Origin of the sequence: Mesorhizobium sp. M0140, assembly GCF_040322475.1 — a bacterium.
In the GTDB taxonomy this organism is placed as follows: Bacteria; Pseudomonadota; Alphaproteobacteria; order Rhizobiales; family Rhizobiaceae; genus Mesorhizobium.
Map to the genome: position 1 here is coordinate 95723 of NZ_JAMYTM010000025.1, position 7506 is coordinate 103228.

General features: G+C 61.6%; 9 protein-coding genes. 6 read left to right on the forward strand and 3 right to left on the reverse strand.

Features of this window, described 5'->3' with window-relative positions:
* Window position 1: 1 nt before the first annotated feature.
* The 3 genes from NKJ37_RS23380 to nanR are packed head-to-tail and all read right to left on the reverse strand — an operon-like array spanning window position 2 to window position 1837.
* A complete protein-coding gene (locus NKJ37_RS23380; RefSeq protein WP_352442884.1) occupies window positions 2-778 on the reverse strand; it encodes an HpcH/HpaI aldolase family protein in 777 nt (258 codons plus the stop codon).
* A 46-nt stretch (window positions 779-824) separates the two neighbouring features.
* Window positions 825-1130 carry a putative quinol monooxygenase gene (locus NKJ37_RS23385; RefSeq protein ID WP_023811937.1) on the reverse strand — a complete coding sequence of 102 codons (306 nt, stop codon included), beginning with the start codon at window positions 1128-1130 and terminating at the stop codon, window positions 825-827.
* Window positions 1130-1837 (reverse strand): transcriptional regulator NanR, encoded by a 708-nt coding sequence (nanR, locus tag NKJ37_RS23390; protein WP_023811936.1) that lies wholly within the window; start codon window positions 1835-1837, stop codon window positions 1130-1132. Before nanR ends, NKJ37_RS23385 begins: the two co-directional genes overlap by 1 nt.
* Window positions 1838-2014: 177 nt before the next feature.
* Here nanR and NKJ37_RS23395 point away from each other — a divergent pair, with 177 nt between their 5' ends.
* The 6 genes from NKJ37_RS23395 to NKJ37_RS23420 form a co-directional block, all read left to right on the forward strand.
* Window positions 2015-2194, forward strand: a complete 180-nt coding sequence (locus NKJ37_RS23395) for a hypothetical protein (RefSeq protein ID WP_128304509.1) — start codon at window positions 2015-2017, stop codon at window positions 2192-2194.
* A 486-nt stretch (window positions 2195-2680) separates the two neighbouring features.
* Complete coding sequence (locus tag NKJ37_RS32000; protein ID WP_502895870.1) at window positions 2681-3796, forward strand: heme-binding protein; 1116 nt, start codon at window positions 2681-2683, stop codon at window positions 3794-3796.
* Window positions 3793-5673: a methanol/ethanol family PQQ-dependent dehydrogenase gene (locus NKJ37_RS23405; protein WP_352775182.1), complete on the forward strand. Its 1881-nt coding sequence runs from the start codon at window positions 3793-3795 to the stop codon at window positions 5671-5673. Before NKJ37_RS32000 ends, NKJ37_RS23405 begins: the two co-directional genes overlap by 4 nt.
* Entirely contained in the window at window positions 5654-6523 is an 870-nt protein-coding gene (locus NKJ37_RS23410; RefSeq protein WP_352775185.1) for a substrate-binding domain-containing protein, read from the forward strand. Before NKJ37_RS23405 ends, NKJ37_RS23410 begins: the two co-directional genes overlap by 20 nt.
* A complete protein-coding gene (locus NKJ37_RS23415; protein ID WP_352775188.1) occupies window positions 6520-7053 on the forward strand; it encodes a c-type cytochrome in 534 nt (177 codons plus the stop codon). The genes NKJ37_RS23410 and NKJ37_RS23415 overlap by 4 nt, the downstream gene beginning before the upstream one ends.
* The coding region (locus NKJ37_RS23420; protein WP_502902009.1) for a cytochrome c oxidase subunit II at window positions 7050-7506 on the forward strand (457 nt) is incomplete at its 3' end. The genes NKJ37_RS23415 and NKJ37_RS23420, both read left to right, overlap by 4 nt.

Sequence of the window (7506 nt, forward strand, 5' to 3'; positions counted from 1 at the left end):
CCTATTCGCACCCGGCCCGGATCTTGGAAACCGCGTCGGCGATCGCGTCGTGCAGAACCCAAACGTCGCCTGAATAACAAATAAAATCAAAACCTTGTGCGTAGAAGTCGTGTCCCTGCGCGACGTTGGGCACCAAGCGTCCAAGCGATTTGTTGTGCTTCTTGGCGGCGGCAACGATTTTGGCCATTGCAGCAGTGAAAGTGGGGTGGGCGAAGTCGCCAGGAATGCCGAGCGAGACGGACAGGTCGAAATGTCCGACCCACAGACAATCGACCCCGTCCAGTCCCGCGATGCCGTCAATGTTCCTGACGCCGTCGGCGGTCTCTATCAGGCAGATGAACGTCGAGCGCTTGTTGGCGGCTGAGAATTTATCAGTGACCGAGCCCGGACGGTAGCGGTCATGAGCGATCTGCAGCGCCACGCCGCGGACGCCGGCAGGGTGATATTTCATGGAATTGATGATGTGCTGCGCCTGCTCGACGGTACTCACCATCGGCGCGATCAGGCCTTCGGCCCCCATATCCATGGCGCGGGCAAGGAAATGGTAGTCCTGCGATGGCACACGCACCATAACCGGCAGGTCGGCCGCCTCGAAATAGCGGATCGCACTCTTCACCGTCTCCAGGCTGAAGCCCGAATGCTCCATATCGAAAAAGACGAAGTCACAGCCAGCGGACTTCAGGATGTGACCTATACCCGGCGTCGCGAACTCGGCGACGAGCGTACCAAGTTTGACCCGCCTGTGAGAAGTTAACGCCCTGAGACTTGGCTCTGACATGCACTTCCTCCCGTTCGCCCAAAAGGGCCAATCCGCCTAGTTCTCGTCAATGCGTGGCCTCAAGAACGAGGTCGCAGGTCATCACCAACTTGGTCACGACGAGCGGCGCGCTCTGCGTATTGAATTCGTCGAAGTGAGCGGTGCGGCAGTGCTCCTCGAATGCGGCCTCGCTATCGTAAATCTCATAGAGCAGGACCCGGTCCGGTTCGCCGCGCGCCTCCGTCACGTCAAAGCGGCGGCAGCCGGCCTCGCTGCGCATCGACGCGGTTGCATTGGCGTCCACAAGTTCGCGGAATCTGCCCCGGGCACCCGGCTTGAGGCGGAAATCGACCCAGACCACGAAGCCCCTCATCACTTGGCACCTGCAATTTCCAGATAGCGCCTGGACACATATTCCAGATGCCTGCGCATAGCCGCTTCGGAGGCGTCTGGATCGCGCGCGGCGACGGCATCAAAGATTTCGCGATGAGCCTCATAGGCCTTGCGGTCTTCACCTTTGGCCAAAGTCGTGCGCCGCTGTTCGAGCAGCCATTCGGCCAACGCCGCGTGGATAGCTGTGAAGATTCGATTGCGGGTGATCACCGCCAGCACGTAGTGGAAGTCCACGTCGGTGCGCTCGAAGCGCGTCAGGTCCCCGATCGACTGTCGGTTGATTTCAAGCGCCTCTTTGAGACTTTCAATATCTTCTGGGGTGGCATTGATGGCGGCGTTGCGGGCAAGACCGACTTCGAAAAACAAACGCGCGCTCTGGAAGTCATGAACCCCGCCGGGGGCCGAAATCATGTGACGCGCCGGCCCCGAGAGGGCGTCGATCACGAATTGGGGCGTTGGCCGAGTGACGCGGGCGCGCTCGCCGGATTTCACCTCGACAAGGCCCATCTTGCTCAGATGCAGCAGGGCTTCGCGGATTGAAGGGCGCCCGACCCCAAACTGCCGCATGAGTTCCCGTTCGGATGGGAGCCGGTCGGCTTCGGCCAGCTCTCCCTCGCGGATCATCCGCTCAAGGTGCGCTGCAACCTCGTCCGAAAGCTTCCGCGGCTTGATCAGAACTCCGATCATTGGCATACCTGTTATACCAATACGCTATGGCCCCAGAGCGCCTCTGTCAACGATCCTTCTACCAACAGACGCTCGTGACCAAGTGAGAACGGTCATTGTTCTTCCTGTCAAACGAGTATCTATCGGCGTTCGCCCAACTGAGACGCCGCACAAAGTTGGAACGAATCTGGCGTAAAATTGGCTGGGCGCATCGACGCCGGCATCGAGGAGGCGCTCGCCCGCTTTGGCATCGATACTCGTGGCGCAGCAGACGGCTGGGGAGCGACACTCGACAGCGTATATGACGGAGCGATTGAGGCGCTGACCTCCCTTGATGCTAGCTTTGCAAAGGCACTAGCGATCATCGCCGAGGGCTGAGCATGGCAGACATCGATGCTACACAGCGCGTCATCGAACATCTTTTGACGCATTTCGCCTGACCAAAAGCGGGCGCAAGCAGTCCGGCGGCAACGGGCTGTAACCGACTGTCAGGTCTCGGCAGGCATTTGAGATAGCTGCCGTTCTCCATACGATCCCCAGTTGGACGATAAGACCAAGCGTCCCAACAGCCAGAAGCGGACATCGTCAACGAGTTTAATTTACGCAGCCAGGATCGACCTCGCAGTTCGGGCCGATGCGACACCCATCCGGAACGCCATAGCTCAAAACCCCTCAAGCGCTTCAGCGCAGCGTTGCAAAAGGTCGAGCTGCGTTGCGGACCTCGGGTCTGCCGTTCGTTCTCCTCCGTCACGGCTGGTATACGGAGAACCACACGCCTTCCGTGATCCCTGACCTCTCTGGGCAGCATGATCCCGACCGCTTCCTGCAACGGAGGGCGATCATTTCCACTAAATCCAATGCTTTATGAGGAAAGCCGGTGGTACCGTTGGCTGGGATCAGTTCGCCCATCAACCAACTGTTTTTGTCACGTTTTTCCTTCCTGCGGGGTGTTGTTTGTATCACAATATGTATCACAGCAGGCAGCACAATCTCGCCGCGGATATTCCGCCGGCGACACGGACAGATGGCAACTTGCATCGGCGTACGAGGGGGCTGCGCAATTTTTTGCAGAAGCAGGAACATAGCTGCATCGCCCAAGTTAAATACCGACGGCATTGGATCACGGCTTCATTCTCGCATTTCCAGTCTGCCAGAGTGCTCCGGGATTCTTTGATGCTCGAACGAATGGGCAGGACAATGTATCGCTGTCAGCTTTTGCTATCAGCCTTTGGTCTGGTGTTGTTGACGGGTGGCCTGTTCCCACAGGGCCAAGCCATGGCACAGGCGCCCTGCCCGGCCGACCACGATAAGCTGCTCGCTGTCCTCAAGGCCAATGTGAAAGCAAGCGGCGGACCTGCCAACGGTGGCTTTGAGACCAACGAATGGGCCGCTATCGTCGCCCGCGACGGCGCCGTATGCGCGATCGCTTTCAGCGGTCCCACCGCCGATTCGCAATGGCCAGGCAGTCGCCTCGTCGCGGCAGAGAAGGCCAACACGGCCAATGGACTCAGCCTGGCGCAGATGGCCCTATCGACGGCCAATCTCTACGCGGGGGCGCAGCCGGGCGGGCCGCTTTTCGGCTTGCAGGAGACCAATCCGGTCAACCAGGCCGCGGCCTATGCGGGCGATCCCAAAACGTTCGGAAGCGCCAGCGATCCCCTCGTCGGCAAGCCGATTGGAGGCGTCGTTGTGTTTGGCGGCGGACTTGCCCTCTATGACGGCAAGAGCATCGTCGGAGGGATCGGGGTTTCCGGAGATTCCTCATGCGCCGATCACAATGTCGCCTGGCGTGTTCGCGCGGCGCTCGGCCTCGACAAGGTTCCCGCCGGGGTCAATCCCAATCGCAAGGACGCCATCGTCTACGATCTCGATCCCGGCGGCAAAAGCGCCTCGGGCTGGGGTCATCCGCTTTGTGCCGGCACCGAGGCTGACATCGCGGCGGAGCTCGGCGCCGGCGTGGGAGGCTCGATCCACAAATGAAAGGCATGCTGCACCCGGCACCGGCGCGCGTTGACGCAGGACAAGGCGCCCGCGCATTGGCGACCTGGAATTCTTTTCGCACCTGCATACTCCCGGTGATGCTGCTGGCATGCGGCCCATTCCTGAGCGGTGCCTCGGAGCCCCCATCGGCGGCGGCTATTGCGCCGCCCGCCGCGGCCGCGCCACCCGATGACGGGCAATGGACAATGCCGGCCAAGAACTACGCGTCGACCCGCTTCAGCGACCTGACCGAGATCAACGAAGGCAACGTCAAGAACCTGCAGGTCGCCTTCACCTTCTCGACCGGCGTGAACAAGGGCCAGGAAGCAGCGCCGCTGGTTGTCGGCAGCAGCATGTACATCGTCACGCCCTTTCCCAACATCGTCTACGCACTTGACCTCTCCAGGCCAGGCGCGCCGATGAAATGGAAGTACGAGCCCAACCCCGAGCCGGCGGCACAAGGGGTGGCCTGCTGCGATGTCGTCAACCGCGGCGCGGCCTTCGCCGACGGGCGCATCTTCTTCAACACGCTGGACGGCCACACGATCGCGCTCGATGCCGATACGGGCAAGCCGATCTGGAACGCTCATATCGGCAACATCAACATCGGCGAGACAATCACCATGGCGCCGCTGGTGGTGAAGGGAAAAGTTCTGGTCGGCAATTCCGGCGGCGAAATGGGCGTCCGCGGCTGGGTGAAGGCGCTGGATGCCGGAAACGGGCATGTTGTCTGGACGGCTTATGGCACTGGACCCGACAAGGATGTGCTGATCGGCCCGGACTTCAAGCCCCACTATGACATGGACAAGGGCACAGACCTTGGCGTGACGACATGGCCGCCCGAAGCCTGGAAGATCGGCGGCGGCAATATGTGGGGCTGGATCTCCTACGATCCGGACTTGAACTTGATCTTCCACGGCACAGGCAATCCAGGACCGTGGAATCCGGATTTGCGGCCAGGCGACAACAAATGGACGTCCGGTATTTTCGCGCGTGATCCCGATACCGGAGCGGCGAAGTGGTTCTATCAGTGGAGCCCGCATGACCTCCATGACTATGACGGCATCAACGAGCAGATCCTTCTGGACATGACCTGGCAAGGCAAGCCGCGCAAGGTCCTAGTCCGACCGGAACGCAACGGCTACCTCTATATCCTCGATCGAACCACTGGCGAGGTGCTGTCGGCCACAGCCTATGGCCCGGTCAATTCCAGCAAGGGCGTCGACCTGAAGACCGGCCGGCTGATTGCAAACCCCGACAAGAGAACCGGCACCGGCAAGGTGGTGCGAGACATTTGCCCGACAGCGTCCGGCCTCAAGGACTGGCAGCCATCGGCCTTTTCGCCGAAGACCGGCCTGCTCTACATCCCCCACAACAATCTCTGCATGGATGAAGAAGGCGTCGAGGTAAACTACATCGCAGGCACGCCCTATGTCGGCATGAACGTACGCATGATCCCCGGGCCGGGCGGCAATCGTGGTGCCTTCACCGCCTGGGATGTTGCCGCCGCCAAGCCGGCCTGGGTCCTGAAGGAGAACTTTCCGGTGTGGAGCGGCACCGTCGTCACTGCCGGCGATGTCGTCTTTTACGGCACCATGGAAGGCTGGTTCAAGGCGGTCAGCGCCAGGACTGGCGACCTCCTTTGGCAATTCAAGACATCGTCCGGCATCATCGGCCAGCCGATAACCTATCGCGGCCCCGATGGGCACCAATATGTCGCAACTCTGTCAGGCGTCGGTGGCTGGGCCGGTGCCATCGTTTCCGGCGACCTCGACCCACGCGATGCCACCGCGGCACTTGGCTTCGTCAACGCGATGAAGGATCTAAAGAACGCTACCACGGCGGGAGGCACGCTTTATGTGTTCCGGCTGCCTTGATGGATTGGACTTGACCGTACGTCCGGCGCGAAAGGCGTTCCAACGGGTGGCCATCGGCATGGCCGGGCTCGCCTTGTTGCTCTTGCCGGCTATTGCCAATCCACGTGAGTTGAGAGTGTGCGCCGACCCGAACAACATGCCGTTTTCCAACGCGGCCGGTCAAGGCTTCGAGAACAGGATCACGGAAATTATCGCCACTGATCTCGGCGCCAAGCTGACGTATACTTGGTGGGCGCAGCGCCGTGGCTTCATCCGTAACACGCTGAAGGCAGGCCTTTGCGATCTCGTGCCCGGCACGCCTGCCAATCTCGAAATGCTGCGCACGACCACGCCTTACTACCGTTCGTCCTATGTCTTCGTGACCCGCCAGGACGGCCCGGACGTGACCTCCTTCAACGACCTGCGGTTGCAAGAATTGCGTATCGGTGTTCAGCTCATCGGCGACGATGGCGCCAACTCGCCGCCTGTCCAGGCGCTTGGCCGCCGCGGCATCGTCGGGCACCTCATCGGCTACCCCGTCTATGGCGACTACTCCGCTCCCAACCCTCCGGCGCGCATCGTCGAAGCTGTCGCGAACGGCGAGATCGATCTTGCCGTGGTCTGGGGTCCGCTCGCCGGCTATTTCGCCCAGAGGCAAAAGGTGTCGCTCCGGATCACGCCGGTCACGCCTCGCATCGACGGACCGCAACTGCCGCTAATGTACGACATCTCAATGGGTGTTCGGCGCGAGGACGATGCGCTGCGTGGCGATGTGAATAGCGCGCTTGCCAGACACAAGGCCGAGATCGACGCGGTTCTGGCGCAATACGGCGTACCGCGTCTGGACATGGCCGGGAGTCCGGCGCGATGAGGCACGCTCTGGCGTTGTTACTGCCCTTGACGCTGACCCTGGTCGCCTGCCAGCGCGAGGAGCGCGACACGCAACCGCAATCGGCGCTCGGCTCAGGTGAGCAGCCGACGCCTGTGACCACGTTGGAGCCGGGCGGACAGCGCCCCTCCCCCACCGACAACAAGGCGGCGAGCTTCGAGGCCAACGCCTTCCACATGAGCGAGGGCAAACGCCTGTTCAACTGGTTCAACTGCTCGGGCTGCCATGCCAATGGCGGTGGCGGCATGGGCCCGGCGCTGATGGACGAGAAGTGGCTCTACGGCAGCTCGATCGAAAGCATCCACGCCACGATCCGCGACGGCAGGCCGAACGGGATGCCGAGCTTCGGCCAGAAGATACCCGACGACCAGATATGGGAGCTGGCGGCATATGTGCGTGCACTGGGCGGCAACGCGCCCTCCTCCGCCGCGCCGCAACGCAATGACGGCATGATGGTGCATCCCTCGGAAAACCGCCTGCCGGATGCCGCGACACTGGGCAAATCACCGTGAAACGCCTGGCTTCGATGACCTTCGCCCTCTGTGTCCTGCTTCTTCTGCAGGGATGCGCAGGCTGGCAGTCGGCGCTGGATCCGAAAGGCCCCGCAGCCGGCGAGTTGGCTTGGCTGATCTGGTTCTTCACCGCGCTTTGCGCGGTTGTGTGGGTGCTGGTGATGATCGCGCTCGCAGCACCGCTGGTTATGCGATCGCGTCCCGGCGATGAACCCCTCTTACTCGACGAAGCGGCCGAACGCCGCAAGATGCGCGTGGTCGCGTCCGCCGTCGGACTGACCGCCATCATCCTGATCGGACTGACGCTGCTAAGCTTTTTCGCCAACAGGACGCTGGCTGCGATCGGCTCGGAGGCTGTGCTGACAATCAGGGTGACCGGGCACCAGTGGTGGTGGGAGTTGCGCTACGAGGATGCTACGCCGAGCCGCATCCTGACGACGGCAAACGAGATCC